At 45.2% G+C, this 13,678-nt stretch carries 14 protein-coding genes; all 14 read right to left on the bottom strand.

Annotated elements, in window-relative coordinates:
• Nucleotides 1-49 precede the first annotated feature (49 nt).
• The 14 genes from H532_RS0100080 to H532_RS0100010 all read right to left on the bottom strand — a co-directional run bounded on the left by H532_RS0100080 (nt 50) and on the right by H532_RS0100010 (nt 13,215).
• Nucleotides 50-1,108 carry an NAD(P)H-dependent glycerol-3-phosphate dehydrogenase gene (locus H532_RS0100080; protein ID WP_027723756.1) on the bottom strand — a complete coding sequence of 353 codons (1,059 nt, stop codon included), beginning with the start codon at nt 1,106-1,108 and terminating at the stop codon, nt 50-52.
• A 24-nt stretch (nt 1,109-1,132) separates the two neighbouring features.
• Entirely contained in the window at nt 1,133-1,741 is a 609-nt protein-coding gene (plsY, locus tag H532_RS0100075) for a glycerol-3-phosphate 1-O-acyltransferase PlsY (RefSeq protein ID WP_038111177.1), read from the bottom strand.
• 18 nt (nt 1,742-1,759) lie between these two features.
• Nucleotides 1,760-3,076 (bottom strand): ribosome biogenesis GTPase Der, encoded by a 1,317-nt coding sequence (gene der / locus H532_RS0100070; RefSeq protein ID WP_027723754.1) that lies wholly within the window; start codon nt 3,074-3,076, stop codon nt 1,760-1,762.
• A 117-nt stretch (nt 3,077-3,193) separates the two neighbouring features.
• The gene (locus tag H532_RS0100065; RefSeq protein WP_027723753.1) at nt 3,194-3,781 is read right to left on the bottom strand and encodes a YphA family membrane protein; all 588 of its coding nucleotides are present in this window, start codon (nt 3,779-3,781) and stop codon (nt 3,194-3,196) included.
• A gap of 170 nt (nt 3,782-3,951) precedes the next feature.
• The gene (gene rpsA, locus H532_RS0100060) at nt 3,952-5,097 is read right to left on the bottom strand and encodes a 30S ribosomal protein S1 (protein ID WP_027723752.1); all 1,146 of its coding nucleotides are present in this window, start codon (nt 5,095-5,097) and stop codon (nt 3,952-3,954) included.
• 184 nt (nt 5,098-5,281) lie between these two features.
• Nucleotides 5,282-5,860: a lysophospholipid acyltransferase family protein gene (locus tag H532_RS0100055; protein ID WP_245566376.1), complete on the bottom strand. Its 579-nt coding sequence runs from the start codon at nt 5,858-5,860 to the stop codon at nt 5,282-5,284.
• Nucleotides 5,861-5,871: 11 nt separating this feature from the next.
• Nucleotides 5,872-6,534, bottom strand: coding sequence for a (d)CMP kinase (gene cmk / locus H532_RS0100050; RefSeq protein WP_038111175.1), 663 nt, complete (start codon nt 6,532-6,534; stop codon nt 5,872-5,874).
• Between the two features lie 98 nt (nt 6,535-6,632).
• Entirely contained in the window at nt 6,633-6,836 is a 204-nt protein-coding gene (locus H532_RS0100045; protein WP_027723749.1) for a DUF5359 family protein, read from the bottom strand.
• Between the two features lie 3 nt (nt 6,837-6,839).
• Nucleotides 6,840-7,508 (bottom strand): flagellar brake protein, encoded by a 669-nt coding sequence (locus tag H532_RS0100040; protein WP_027723748.1) that lies wholly within the window; start codon nt 7,506-7,508, stop codon nt 6,840-6,842.
• 171 nt (nt 7,509-7,679) lie between these two features.
• Nucleotides 7,680-8,996 (bottom strand): germination protein YpeB, encoded by a 1,317-nt coding sequence (gene ypeB, locus H532_RS0100035; RefSeq protein WP_027723747.1) that lies wholly within the window; start codon nt 8,994-8,996, stop codon nt 7,680-7,682.
• 15 nt (nt 8,997-9,011) lie between these two features.
• Entirely contained in the window at nt 9,012-9,878 is an 867-nt protein-coding gene (sleB, locus tag H532_RS0100030; protein WP_155994924.1) for a spore cortex-lytic enzyme, read from the bottom strand.
• A 212-nt stretch (nt 9,879-10,090) separates the two neighbouring features.
• Nucleotides 10,091-10,771: a glutamic-type intramembrane protease PrsW gene (gene prsW, locus H532_RS17425; protein WP_051263030.1), complete on the bottom strand. Its 681-nt coding sequence runs from the start codon at nt 10,769-10,771 to the stop codon at nt 10,091-10,093.
• 43 nt (nt 10,772-10,814) lie between these two features.
• Nucleotides 10,815-11,822: a YpdA family putative bacillithiol disulfide reductase gene (locus H532_RS0100015; protein WP_027723745.1), complete on the bottom strand. Its 1,008-nt coding sequence runs from the start codon at nt 11,820-11,822 to the stop codon at nt 10,815-10,817.
• A gap of 118 nt (nt 11,823-11,940) precedes the next feature.
• A complete protein-coding gene (locus H532_RS0100010) occupies nt 11,941-13,215 on the bottom strand; it encodes a Glu/Leu/Phe/Val family dehydrogenase (protein ID WP_027723744.1) in 1,275 nt (424 codons plus the stop codon).
• Nucleotides 13,216-13,678: the final 463 nt, after the last annotated feature.

Genomic DNA, 13,678 nt, shown 5'->3' with positions numbered 1-13,678 from the left:
ATTATATGGTGAGGTGAGCTTCCATGTGCGCGCTTTAAATTCTTAAATCTTAAAAAGGGCTGTCACCGCTTTTGATTTTTTCGGAGAGCATTTCAGTAAGATCATTGTATTCGCTCCGCTTATTTCGGCCCATCAGTTCATCGACAGCCGACTTCGGGTCTTTTGCTTCAAAAAGCACTTTGTAAAGCATTTCCGTGATAGGCATCGAAACCTTTTGTTCTTTCGCCAAAAAATAAGCTGCTTTCGTCGTGCGAACACCTTCGACGACCATTCCGATTGCATCAAGCGTCTGTTCCAATGTGTGACCCTGACCGAGCATATGACCGGCGCGCCAATTGCGGCTGTGCGTACTTGTACATGTGACGATTAAATCGCCCATTCCGGCAAGACCGGTAAAAGTCAAAGGGTGGGCACCCATTTGAACGCCAAGCCGGGTAATTTCCGCAAGTCCGCGCGTCATTAAAGCGGCTTTGGCATTATCACCGTACCCGAGTCCATCGGAAATGCCAGCGCCAAGCGCGATAATGTTTTTTAGTGCACCGCCGATTTCCACACCAATCACATCGTCATTTGTATAGACGCGAAAATTTTGATTGATGAACAAGTCTTGAATTCTTTTAGCTGCTCGAACATCCACCGAGGCAGCCGTAACCGTTGTCGGTTGACGGCGGGATACTTCCTCAGCATGGCTCGGCCCGGACAACACGACGACGGCTCGAATCCATTCAGACGGTATTTCTTCCTCAATCATTTCCGATATCCGTTTAAAGGTACCGGGTTCAATCCCTTTTGATGCATGAACGAACGTCACCGGATGCTTGAGGTGGTTTTTTATTTTTCCGAGCACCTCACGCATGCTTTTTGTCGGCGTGACTAGGACGACCGTCTCCGTCTCTGACAGCGCTTCTTCAAGATCTGTCGTTCCATAGATTAAATTGGGTAGGTCGACCCCAGGAAGATACCGTTCATTGCGGTGTTCTTTATTAATCGCTTCTATTTGTTCTCGGTTTCTTCCCCACAACCGGACGCTTCGACCGTTATCGGCCAAGACGATGGCAAGGGCCGTTCCCCAGCTTCCTGCTCCGATGACTGTGACGGTCTCTTTCATCATCACTTACCTCCAATAATCAGTTTAGTTTACGCTTTTTTTTGCTCCAGAGCCGATTTTATTCTCGGTTCCGCTGATCAATCGGCTGATATTGGCCCGATGTTTCCATACCGATATAACAGCGATGATCCCTGCGACGATGACATAAGATGAGGGATAATTTCCTAGGATCAAAGCCACAATGGGTGTGGCGATCGTAAAAATCAAGGAACCTAACGACACGTAACGGGTCAAGACAATTGCCAGAATAGCTAGAACGCCGGCAATCGCTCCGGGAACGAGCAAAAGCATGCTGATCACGCCGATCGTCGTGGCCACACCTTTACCCCCACGAAAACCGTAATAAATCGGCCAGACATGCCCAACAATGGCCGCTAAACCGGTTAAGGCAATCCCCCAATCGGAAAGCCCAAAGGCAAAAGCGAGTAATATACTGACAATGCCTTTTAAAATATCCAATAGGAGTACAGCGACCGCCGGACCTTTACCAAGCACCCTCAACGTATTTGTCGCGCCGGCATTACCGCTGCCAAAGCGGCGAATGTCCTCTTTTTTAATCAGTTTTGTAAGAATGATGCTAAAGCTGATCGCCCCAATGAGATAAGCCAAAATAAATGATAGAGCCGAAAACATCAGGGTACCCCCCTCCCATTAAGTTTCATTTCTTTTTCTAGCGATGAGTTTTATTGGTGTCCCGATAAAACCGAAAGCTTCGCGCAATTTATTTTCCAAATACCGCTCATAAGAAAAATGGACAAGTTCCGGATCATTGCAGAAATACACGAAGGTCGGCGGTTTGACCCCAACTTGGGTGGCATAAAAAATTTTTAAACGGCGCCCTTTATCAGACGGCGGCGGGGTAATGGCAACCGCATCGGCTAAGCATTCATTTAAAGCGCTTGTTTTCACGCGCAGACTGTGATTTTCGGCAACCCGGTCGATCATGGGAATGAGCTGATGCATCTTCTGCTTCGTCTTTGCCGAAACGAACACAATTGGGGCATAGCTTAAAAATTGAAAATGATCGCGAATTTTTCGGCGGAATTGATCCATCGTTCTTTCGTCTTTTTCGACCGCATCCCATTTATTGACGACGATAATAACGGCTCGGCCCGCTTGATGCGCGTATCCTGCAATCCTTTTATCTTGTTCAATAATCCCCTCTTCACCGTTTAAAACGACGAGAACGACATCGGAGCGTTCAATCGCGCGCTCAGCTCTCAGTACACTATATTTTTCGGTTTTCTCATAGATTTTCCCTCTTTTTCGCATGCCAGCCGTATCAATGATCACATAGTCTTTGCCGTTAGCTTTGAATGGCGTGTCGATGGCATCGCGGGTCGTTCCGGGGATATTGCTGACGATTACGCGCTCTCGGCCGAGAATCGCGTTAACAAGCGATGATTTCCCTACATTTGGTCGACCGATTAAACAAAACCGGATCACAGAGTCGTCGTATTCCGATGTGTCACGATTCGGGAAATGCTTAACGATTTCCTCCAATAAATCGCCGATCCCTGTGCCATGGGCGCCGGAAATCGGTATCGGCTCACCGAGGCCGAGGGAATAAAAATCAAAGAGATTATCCTTGCGTTCAGGGTTATCCACCTTATTAACCCCAATAACGACAGGTTTTTCGGAACGATACAAAATATTTGCCACATCTTGGTCGGAACCCGTCAAGCCATCCCGACCATCGACGATGAATAAAATGACATCCGCCTCTTCTATGGCTAATTCGGCCTGTTCGCGAATTTGTACGAGGAGCGGCTCATCCCCTAAATCGATGCCGCCCGTATCAATAACGTTGAAGCGTTGTCCTAACCATTCGGCTTCACCATATATCCGGTCCCTTGTCACGCCGGGAAGATCTTCGACGATGGCGACCCGTTCACCAACGATGCGGTTAAAAATCGTCGATTTACCAACATTTGGTCGGCCGACGATGGCAACTACCGGTAAACTCAATGTACGTCACTTCCTTTGCATACAGTTCCATACCGATACACTCGGTTTTAACAATATGTATGGTATACAAGCCTTTTCATATTACCAGAAACCGAGCAGGTGGGCAATGAGGGTCCTTTACAATCTTTCATGAAAGGGCTTACCGAGCGTCGCTTGCAGTTTACCGGAAAGCAGGCGTAAACCTTCCCAAATGCTCATTGTCAAAACGCACACCGCTACGGTATTCAACCATTCGCTGTTTCCGAGAACATTTTCATAAGGGTAAAAAATCAGCATAAGGAGGCCATTGCCTTGTCCGATTCCGATAATTCCAGTGACAAGCCGCTCATGATACGTTTTGACGATGAACATGGTGAAAACCGCAAGGACAACACTAAATACCCAAGGATCAATGACTAGAAAAATGGCTGGGTCCATTAACCAATAAATATGAATGAGGCTGTAGACGATCGTGACTGTCATATTCGAAAGGCATAATCGGAACACCTGCCATAACGGTCGCCTCATATAAAAAACATACCCTGCAACAAGGAGCAATAGCCATGCGCCGTTGATGGTGACTGCGTCGAAAGAAAAAGTGTAGCCGGCACTAATAATGATGATTAATAAGCCAAACATCATTCGACTTCGACAGGTCGTTTTATTCATCAGAAACGCACAATAAATCCAGAAACCCCATATGATCCAATAAAATAGAACGCTCATTTTGGTTTTCCTCCTGCTTCCATTATCAGTGGAAAAGACGGAAAATAAACCAAATAGGCAAAAATCTCGTCTCATTGGATCAACCCACTCGACGCCCAAAAATAAGGGCAGCCGCCTCCAATAGTCCGAATCTGGACTTAAGAGACGGCCGACTTCGTTTGACCCATTGATTATTGTTTGTATTTTTCCAGTTGTTCTCCGATGACATCACCGAGAGAGAAACCGGTGGATTCTTCGGGTTTTCCTTCAATGATTTCCGACTTTGAGACGGTCGGTTCCTCTAAGGCTCGGATGCTTAGAGAAACTCTTTTGTTAGGCACATTGATGTCCAAAACTTTTACTTTTACGGTGTCACCTTCAGTAAGCACTTCACTTGGCACACCAATATGGCGATGAGAAATTTCCGAAATGTGCACAAGGCCTTCGACGCCAGGTAAAAGTTCGACAAAAGCGCCAAACGGAACAAGCCGTTTAATCTTCCCTTCAAGGACGTCACCTGGCTTAATTTTTTCAGCAGCTTCTTGCCAAGGACCAGGTTGCGTTTCTTTAATGGAAAGGGAAATTCGTTCGTTATCACGGTCAACGGAAAGCACTTTGACTTTCACTTTCTCGCCTTCTTTGACGACATCAGACGGTTGTTCAACGCGATAATGGGCGAGTTGCGAAATATGGACAAGTCCATCGACGCCACCGATATCGACGAAAGCACCAAAATCGGTTAAGCGTTGAACGGTCCCTTCGACGATGTCTCCCGGTTTCAGGGCATCTAATGTTTTTTGTTTCGCTTGTTCAGCGAGTTCGTCTAATACGGCCCGATGGCTCAAAATCACGCGACGTTTTTCCGGATCCAGTTCAATGATTTTGACATCCAATTCTTTCCCTTTATAGTCGGAAAAATCTTCAACATAATGCTTTTCCACAAGGGATGCGGGAATAAACGCGCGGACGCCTAAATCAACGACTAGGCCGCCTTTGACAACATCAGCGATATGTACCGTAAATGTCTCATTGTTACGGAATTTCTCTTCCAAATCTCCCCATGCACGATCGGCATCGGCATCTCTTTTGGATAAAACGAGTTCATCATCGTTAATTTTCGTCACTTTCGCAGTGATTTCATCACCAACATTTAAGGCATCGCTGACCTTTTCTATATGCAGGCTCGAGATTTCACTGATGGGTAAAATCCCGTCCACTTTATAACCGACGTCGACAAGGGCATGTTTCTCTTCAATTTTCGTGACTTTCCCAGTGACGACATCCCCAACAGACAAGGTGTTAAACGTCGTCATTTCATTGTTCAGTTCATCAACCATAGACTGAGGACCTCCTTAAATTCAGCAACGACACAATGACGTTCTCCTTCTAAGCGTTTTTCTTTGGTAAATATATTTTTCCATCTAGAAGGAAGGCATCATCATTTCAACTGCCGATTATAAAAAATTCGCTTTATTTAAAAGTCTAATAAAGCCGTCTATTTGTCAAGTGACGCACATCCGTTTAGGATTGAAATTTCTCATGAAGCGCTTTGATTTCTGCCATAATTGCCTCCGACACTTCATTCGCTCTTGCTTTCGAAAGGCGCATCTCGTCCATTTGCATTGGAGCACCGAAAGCAATTTTCGTTTTGCGAAACAATTTATAGCGGCCGATGACCGCCACAGGCATGACGACGGCATCCGAGCGTAATGCAAGAAAACCGGCACCCGGTTTACCTTCGCCAATTAACCCATCCTTCGAGCGCGTCCCTTCTGGAAAAACGACAAGTGTTTTCCCTTGGTTTAAAATATCGATCCCAGTTTTAAGTGACGCTCGGTCACTTTGACCGCGTCTAATCGGGAAAGCATTTAGCGTCGTGATTAACTTGTTAAATAATGGAATTTTAAAAAGTTCAGCTTTCGCCATGAAACTTAATTCTCTCGGGCTTGCGCAGCCTATGGCTGGCGGGTCCAGCAAGCTGACGTGATTGGCACAAAGAAGTATGCCTTGATCTTCCGGGATTTTTGCAAAGTGGTCTTCTCCAATGACTTCTAATCGATAAAAAAATTTAAAATAGGCCTTAACAAAAATTTTCCCCACGCTGTAGAGACTCACTGAGACCTAACCCTCTCTTTAATCAGATCCATGATCTTATCGGTGACGGCTTCGATCGATAAAGACGTCGTATCGATGACGATAGCATCTTCTGCTTTTTGCAGCTGTTTTTGATCCCGCTCGTCACGCAATGCGATCTCTTTTTTTAATTCGTCAAGAGGGGTATTAATTCCTTTTTTTATTTGCTCTTTATAACGCCTTTCTGCTCTTTCTTCAACGGAAGCCTGCAAAAACACTTTGACATCCGCATGCGGCATGACGCGTGTGCCAATATCTCTACCATCCATCACAACGCCGCCCTTTGCCGCCAGCGCCTTTTGCCTGTCAACCATCACTTCGCGCAGTTCTGGATGTTTTGATACAAATGAGACATGATTGGTCACCTCAGGCGACCGGATGACATCGGTGACATCTTCCCCGTCTAAAATGACAGTTTGTCCATCTCTACCTGCAAATAGATCAATGTGAGTGTGCCGAAGCATCTCGGCTAAAGCAGGACCGTCATTCAGATCCATGTTGTTTTTTAACGCTTTATACGTGACCGCGCGATACATTGCACCGGTATCGATGTAGATGTAGTGGAGTCGGTCAGCAATCCGTTTGGCCACTGTGCTTTTTCCTGCAGCGGCTGGTCCATCAATCGCAATTTGCAATGCCATGTACAAACATCCTTTACATCATGTAAAAAGCAGGAGGCATCCTGCTTTTTTATGTAGTATCATTTTCATGAGTCGGTAAAAGTTTCCCGTCTCAAGCCTTATTTATGATACCATAACCCAATCGGTTCATCCACCGATTCCGTCTGTTTTGATGTAGTCCCAAATACCCCTTCATACCGAACAGCTTTATTCAAATAGGGCGTCCATGCGCGATGCGCCATTAAGAACTGAGCGATAATTAATAAAATCAAATGAATGACGCAAAGCCGAATGAGCCATTTTTCAACCCATTTGGCATTCAATTGTCACACCCCTTTACTCTCAAGTTCTTTTTTTAAATATAAATCCCTCTCAAAACAGTAACGCATCACATGCATCCGTTCCGAGTTCTTCAAATGGATAAACTGAAAGGAAGCAAGTGACCGTCCTTTATCCGAATACACGCGGATCAGGCGGCTTTTATTTTTTAAATAGTACAATCGTCCGGAGGACATCGGTAAAACAAGCCAAAGAACAACTTCCATGTCCGGCTGTAATTTCTCTGATACTTCTTTTGGCAGATAGGCGGATAATCCACCCCCACTTATATCATAAGTCAACGTAGTAAACGGTTTGAATGATCGGTTGACAGGGTGTACGGCGACATCCAGTGCAGCTTCAACACGAAAATAATCACGGCGCTGAATGACTTGCAACTGGTCATCCCCAGGGTAGGATAAGAGTAAAAGTGGAACATTTTCTCGGACGCGTCCGAGCAACTCGGTTTCAAAACGATAGGCTTTTTCTTTTTTATAAAAAGTCGCATGAAAAACAGTACCGAGCAGAAAATAACCGTATTTTTTTGTTTTTACATTCAACGGTATTTCTACATATAAGTGTCGATTGTATTGCGAGGCCACCACGGTTTGGTACCGTTCGCGTTGACCTTCCTCATTGACCCATTCAAGTTCCAGACGATCCCCAGGCGTAAGCATCCTCCATAACCCCCAACACATAATTTTCCATCGATTACCTCTATTATGTCATCTTATCATCGATTTTAGAAGCCTGTACGAAGAAAAAATTCAATACCTAATAAAGGCATTGGCTGCTTTAAAAAGACAAAGTTGACACCCAAGGGCAAGCCCTCTGGTGTCAACCTTCGTTTAGGCATTCATGAGTTCCACTTTTTCTTGTTTACCCGTATTGGCATTGACCAAAATGCGGTACGTGTCGTTTCCTTTAGTAGCGATATATTCATAACAGAGGACATTTTGCTCAAGCTCATTTTCGTAAATGGCTAAATGTTCCTCCTGGACTTTCATATTTTTGTTCAACTCTTTTTTGGCCTCACGACTCGTCAATTTCGGTTTCAAATCGATTTTTTGGTCTGACATGTGTACGAGGTATTCCCTTTGATCAAATCCTAAGATTTCCCCATTATCCAAGGCGACTTTAATCCGCACGGAAGACGGATAATCCCGTACCGCGTCAAACAAACGAACATACGTATAGACACCGACATTATCATACTGATCGCTTTTTACGAGATCCATTTTTGGATACCCGTGAGTCTTTAAAAACTCCTTCGCTAAAAGATCGCCGCGATATAAGCTGTATCGGCGAGCTGAAACCGGGCGCTCCTTGAAGAACCAGATAACATGGCCACCTTTTTCCGTAATGGAAGCGACGACCGTATGATGGGTTTTTGGATCGTTCACTGTTACGGTATAGCCTTTATAATTTGCGCCTTTGCCAATTTTTTGTACTTCTGCGCTGCCATTTTTTATGCCTACAAACGCCTTTAGCTTTTTGGCTGCTTCACTTTCCGAAACAGGTTTCCCGCTTAAATGATTTAGCTTACTTAATTCATCCAGCGAGGAACGTGTGACAGCCGGATCCCATTTATTATCGAACCCTTCGACTTTCTTGTTGACGGTACGCAATCCATCGATGATTTGGTTATCCATCGGTTGCTTTTGTGAAGCGAGGGCCATTTCGACATCCATCCAACGCATGTTTTGGTCGGCGATTTTTTTCTGGACATCGCGCAGGTCATTTTCGATTTTGTCCGATTGACGGTATAAAGCTTCCAGTTGTTGGTATTGTTCCCCTGAGATTTTTTGATCACTGCGCACAGCCGTCTGAAAGCTGAATTTCCCTAAATTGGACAAGAATTCAGCCGTTTGATTAAATGGAAGAAGTGTAAGCGGTAGCTGACCAATATCCCCGCGCGCAAGGGAAGATAATCGCCATACTTCCGAAAGTTCCGGGCGTGCCATATCCATGGAGCTTGCGGCTAAAGCAGTGCCAAGATGGTCGTGGATTTGATCAACATAGTAAGTTAAATTGTGATAGGCCTGCTGATAATTGTTTTCCGCATGAATTAAGACGGCATTTTTATCTTGATGTTCTTTATATCCCCAAATGCCGACAGCCACTAAAGCAACAGCCAAGACGCCGATGATGACGTTACGGACCATTTTTTCACCTCCGTTTTATTTACAGAAAATGTGTTTCCCGATTTTTAAGATTTGCGGTCGGCTCCAAATCCAAGCCGAAGTCGCTTTTGCCGGGTTAAAGTAATACAAAGCCCCATGTGTCGGATCCCAGCCATTAAGCGCATCGATCACCGCTCTTTCGGCTGTTTTATTCGGTGTCAGCCAGATTTGCCCGTCTGAAACCGCTGTAAACGCACCGGGTTCAAAAATGACACCGGCTACTGTATCCGGAAATATCGGACTGTCCACCCGATTTAAAATTACGGCAGCAACCGCGACCTGGCCTATATACGGTTCACCACGCGCTTCACCGTATACCGCATTGGCTAACAGCTTTAAATCTTGTTGGGAAAAACCTTCTGGCAGGTTATTGACGCTGTAGTTGGCATCATTTCCTTCCGCATTGTTAGCGGCCGTCTGACGGCGGCCACCGCCCGCATTTGGGGTCGGCGCGGCCTGTTTTCCGCTCGGTTTTCTTACTTTAGGGTGGGGAGCCGATTGTTTCTCTAATGGGACTCCGCCGTAATACGTAAAATCATTGCCTTTCCGAATATTTGATTTCACATACCACTCGTTATATTTGGAGACACGCACGAGTTTGTTCTTCGTATCGGGACCAGCAAGACCATCTACTTTCAAACCAAATTTTTGTTGAAAGTTACGTAGCGCCCAATAGGTTCCCCAACCGAAGACACCGTCGATTTTACCCCGGTAAAAACCGATATACTGTAGACGGGCTTGAAGTTCAATGACGTCATCGCCGGTAGCCCCTTTCTGGATGACTTGTGGGGAAAAGGCTTGTGCCGGCTTTTCATTCCAAAACGCTGCAAGCGGGATGCTCAAGGTGATGCCTAGTAAAATCATCAAGAGGCGCTTTCGAATTCCATGCATCGCGTTCCAAAACCTCCTTTAATCGGTAAGCAAAAAAATCAAGCCCCTATCATTTGGAACTGGTTAACTCATAACTGTATTTTTTGTCAAAAGCGCTTATTTATTCAAAATGGCGCGATACATGAAAAAAGCATCGCCACCTATTTTTCGTCATAAAAAAAGAACTCAACAATGAGTTGAGTTCCTTAAAAGCGGTCTGTGATTTGCGGATCTCGAGCGAGCCACGCATCTGGTTTTTCATTTAACCGTTTCATTTTGTATAAGGCAAAAATCCACAATATCAACATAAAAGGTAAAATCAGATAAACCCATGATAAACCAGCGGATACCATATAATCATAAATCCCATGCAAGCTGCTCACAAGCAAAAGGGATAATAATAGCCAGCGCTTTGGCGTTTTTGAAAATTTAGCACAGCCAATGTAATAACCCATGATGATGCCAAAGAGGCCATGTCCTGATACCGGTAAAAGCGCCCGCCAAAACGCCACATGAATCCCATAGGCATAGATATAAAACAGGTTTTCAGCCGTCGCAAAACCGAGTGAGACGGCCGTGGCATACACAATGCCGTCATACCGTTCGGAGAAAGCCGCGTGATGATAGGCGGTATAAATGATCATAAACCATTTCAAAAACTCTTCCAATAAACCAGCAACAAGGAAGGATTGCACCCATTTATACTGAAAAAGGTGTTCCGCTTGTAGAGCATATTGAATGACCATCACCGGTAAGACGAGCAAGCAACCGATGATGAATAATTTCACAACCATACCGATTGGTTCAGATTCGTATTTATCTCTGAGATAAATATAAGATAATAGTGCAAGCCCAGGGGCTATCGCTGCTGATATAACGCCAACCATGTCTTCGCCTCATTTGTCCTCCGTTTCCTTTATCGTACCATGCCTATCGTTCATTGACCATCCGTTTTTTTATGCGCGCGCTAATGGTCTTAGCAATCGGTTCACCGTGGAAGCGGCCGTTTTCAATAAAAATTTCGTTCGCATTGTTTCCTGCGGCAATCACACCGGCGATGAAAACGCCGGAAACGTTCGTTTCCATTGTTTCTTGATCATAAATAGGCCGACCAGTTTCTTGGTCAACGCCGACGCCGAGTTTCTTCAGAAAGGCATGGTCCGGATGATAACCGGTCATGGCAAAGACAAAGTCATTGACGATTTCATGCGTTTCTTGGTTTTTCTTATAAATGACGCGGTCTTCGGTGATTTCAATGACATCCGCATCAAAGATCATCTTAACGTAGCCGTGTTTCACAAGGGATTGAAATTCCGGTAAAATCCACGGCTTGATGCTTGGGGAATAATCTGAACCGCGATAGATAACCGTCACACGTGCCCCTGCACGGTGTAGCTCCATTGCGGCATCGACGGCGGAATTTTTCCCTCCGATCACGACGACATCGCAATCGAAAAACGGGTGTGCTTCTTTAAAATAGTGAAAAACTTTCGGGAGCTCTTCCCCGGGAATGCCCATGTAGTTTGGATGATCGTAATAACCTGTGGCGATGACGACAAATCGAGCGGTATAGAAAGCTTTTTTCCCGTTCTTATCCGTCACAATAGAAAAACATTCATCCGCTTCTTTCTTAACTTCAATGACTTCTTCAAACCGACGAATGCGAATGTTTTTGCGTTTTGCGACTTCCCGATAATAGGTAAGCGCCTGATTGCGTTTCGGTTTCGGATGTTCTGTCACAAAAGGCATGTTACCGATTTCTAATTTATCACTGGAACTAAAAAATTGTTGGTGGGTCGGATAACGGTATAAAGACTCGACAATATTGCCTTTTTCAATCACGAGCGGTTCGATGCCTGCTTCTTGAAGGTAAATCGCGGCCGATAACCCGCATGGTCCAGCACCAATGATAATGACATCCTCTCGATGCTCCGACATATCAACACTCCCCATCTTGCCTTTCTCTAAAAGCGAACCGCGGTTCGCTTGATGATAGCCATATAAAAACTTCCCCTAAAATCATAGGGGAAGCATGGAGTGAATGCAAGATATCTGATTAAATCCAACCGCGGAACCGGGAAGCCTCGGCCATTTTGCGGACACCGACCATATACGCTGCAAGTCGCATATTGACTTTGCGATTCTGTGCCGTATTGTAAACGTTGTTGAAAGCTTTAACCAGCACTTCCTCGAGCTTTTCTTCAACTTCTTTTTCCGACCAATAATATCCTTGGTTGTTTTGTACCCATTCGAAGTATGAAACGGTTACACCGCCGGAGCTCGCTAAAACATCGGGTACGATGAGGACGCCGCGCTCAGTTAAAATTTCCGTCGCCCGTAATGTGGTCGGGCCGTTCGCCGCTTCCACGACAATGGATGCTTTGATGTTATGTGCGTTTTCTTCCGTTATTTGATTTTCAATCGCAGCGGGTACGAGAATGTCACAATCTAATTCCAAAAGTTCCTTATTCGTAATTGTATTTTTAAACAGTTTTGTGACCGTTCCAAAGCTGTCTCGGCGATCCAGTAAATAATCGATGTCTAAACCGTCTGGGTCATACAACGCGCCGTAGGCATCGGAAATCCCGACGACTTTTGCCCCAGCATCGTGCATGAATTTTGCCAAAAAGCTTCCGGCATTGCCAAACCCTTGAACGACAACGCGTGCGCCTTCCAATGCGATGCCTTTTTTCTTTGCGGCTTCGCGGATGCAAATCGTCACACCTTTGGCTGTCGCTGTTTCACGGCCATGTGACCCGCCGAGGACAAGGGGTTTACCGGTAATAAATCCTGGGGAATCAAATTCTCGGATTCGGCTGTACTCATCCATCATCCAAGCCATTATTTGCGAATTGGTAAAGACATCAGGTGCCGGAATATCTTTTGTCGGCCCGACGATCTGGCTGATGGCACGCACATATCCTCGACTCAATGCTTCCAGCTCTCTGAAAGACATCTCCCTCGGATCGCACACAATGCCACCCTTACCGCCGCCATAGGGCAAGTCGACGATTCCCGCTTTCAGACTCATCCAAATTGACAGCGCTTTCACTTCTGTTTCTGTAACATCGGGGTGAAAGCGTACGCCGCCTTTCGTTGGCCCAACAGAATCGTTGTGTTGTGCACGGTAGCCTGTAAAAATTTTGATGCTGCCGTCGTCCATGCGGACAGGAATGCGAACCGTTAAAATGCGCAACGGTTCTTTCAATAATTCATACACTTCTTCGGGATACCCCAATTTGGTTAAAGCCTCGTGAATAATGGTTTGTGTTGATTCCAGAACATCAAGTTTTTCTTTATGACTCTGTTCTGAATGATTTTGGGCTACCATTTTATACCTCCCATAACTTTCACCCAATTTTCGCTACTAGCAAAAAGGATCATTGCCGATGCCTTCTGAAATCGGACAATAAATTACACATTAACTATAGTGAATTCCTAACGAATTTTCAACTCGGAAATCAAAAATGTATGTGTCAAGATTTTCTCGACAACCTTTATAGATCAATATCTCCGGCACCCTAATTTTGTACGCCTACCCTACCGCGCTATCGCTTGGTATCCTGTGTGATTTCGTTCATTCAAAGAATGAATCAAAATCACACAGGTTGATATTTTGGGTTAATACTTGAACCCTTTGATAAGCTGTCCCAAAGCGGATGAACTTGGGCCGTTCAACGGGATACGCCCATGCTTCACACCAATGGAAGGGCGCGTCTTTTGATGGAGAATTTCAGCCTTTTTGACGACCCTCTTCACTTCACGGTGTTTCCTTGCGCTTCTCCTCTGATGTT

Source organism: Tuberibacillus calidus DSM 17572, assembly GCF_000430685.1.
GTDB lineage: Bacteria > Bacillota > Bacilli > Bacillales > Sporolactobacillaceae > Tuberibacillus > Tuberibacillus calidus.
The sequence above is the reverse complement of the archived record's forward strand: the minus strand, read 5'-3'. Positions and strand labels throughout refer to the sequence as shown.

Coding starts and splice junctions, on each gene's coding strand:
- H532_RS0100080 (WP_027723756.1), bottom strand. CDS start 1,108: ATGAAAGAGACCGTCACAGTCATCGGAGCAGGAAGCTGGGGAACGGCC.
- plsY (WP_038111177.1), bottom strand. CDS start 1,741: ATGTTTTCGGCTCTATCATTTATTTTGGCTTATCTCATTGGGGCGATC.
- H532_RS0100065 (WP_027723753.1), bottom strand. CDS start 3,781: ATGAGCGTTCTATTTTATTGGATCATATGGGGTTTCTGGATTTATTGT.
- rpsA (WP_027723752.1), bottom strand. CDS start 5,097: ATGGTTGATGAACTGAACAATGAAATGACGACGTTTAACACCTTGTCT.
- cmk (WP_038111175.1), bottom strand. CDS start 6,534: ATGGCATTGCAAATTGCGATTGATGGACCAGCCGCTGCAGGAAAAAGC.
- H532_RS0100040 (WP_027723748.1), bottom strand. CDS start 7,508: ATGCTTACGCCTGGGGATCGTCTGGAACTTGAATGGGTCAATGAGGAA.
- ypeB (WP_027723747.1), bottom strand. CDS start 8,996: ATGGTCCGTAACGTCATCATCGGCGTCTTGGCTGTTGCTTTAGTGGCT.
- sleB (WP_155994924.1), bottom strand. CDS start 9,878: ATGATTTTACTAGGCATCACCTTGAGCATCCCGCTTGCAGCGTTTTGG.
- prsW (WP_051263030.1), bottom strand. CDS start 10,771: ATGGTTGGCGTTATATCAGCAGCGATAGCCCCTGGGCTTGCACTATTA.
- H532_RS0100015 (WP_027723745.1), bottom strand. CDS start 11,822: ATGTCGGAGCATCGAGAGGATGTCATTATCATTGGTGCTGGACCATGC.
- H532_RS0100010 (WP_027723744.1), bottom strand. CDS start 13,215: ATGGTAGCCCAAAATCATTCAGAACAGAGTCATAAAGAAAAACTTGAT.